This is a genomic window from Paludifilum halophilum, from assembly GCF_002245355.1.
Taxonomy (GTDB): Bacteria; Bacillota; Bacilli; order Thermoactinomycetales; family DSM-45169; genus Paludifilum; species Paludifilum halophilum.
The window spans coordinates 1-441 of the sequence record NZ_NOWF01000095.1 but is presented as its reverse complement, the minus strand read 5'-3'; the positions used below and the strand labels follow the sequence as shown (position 1 = coordinate 441).

The 441-nt window shown below is 63.9% G+C and carries 1 protein-coding gene; it reads right to left on the bottom strand.

Annotated features, from left to right (window positions below):
* Nucleotides 1–149: 149 nt before the first annotated feature.
* Nucleotides 150–441 (bottom strand): molybdopterin-binding protein (locus tag CHM34_RS18490; RefSeq protein ID WP_240512078.1); only part of this gene is annotated, 292 nt, incomplete at its 5' end.

The following is a 441-nucleotide window of genomic DNA, read 5'->3' as shown; positions in this document are numbered from 1 at the left end:
GTCACGGTGTACGGCTCACCGCCCAGCTGGATCTCCAGCGGCTCCTCCCCTGCCAGGGAATCCGGGCCGGCGGAGATCTCACCGGTGGCGTCGAACTTATACACCCGGGCTCGCACGGCCTTGCGCATCTGCATGTTCTCGTTCCTCTCTCAGGCTCGAGGACCGTGGTCGGTGGTGTCCTCGACGGAGGTCTGGATGTGTTCGAGGAGGTCGTCGATGACGGTGATTCCGTCCTTGACCCCACCCTTCGAACCGGGGAAGTTGATGACGAAGCTGCGTCCACGCACTCCCGCGGCTCCGCGGCTCATCACCGCCGAGGATGTTGATTCGAGGCCCTTGCGCCACATCGCATAGATGAGACCCGGGGATTGGCGCTCTAAGAGTTCGGCAGTGAACTCCGGAGTGCGATCATCAGGGGCGAGTCCGGTGCCACCGCTGGTG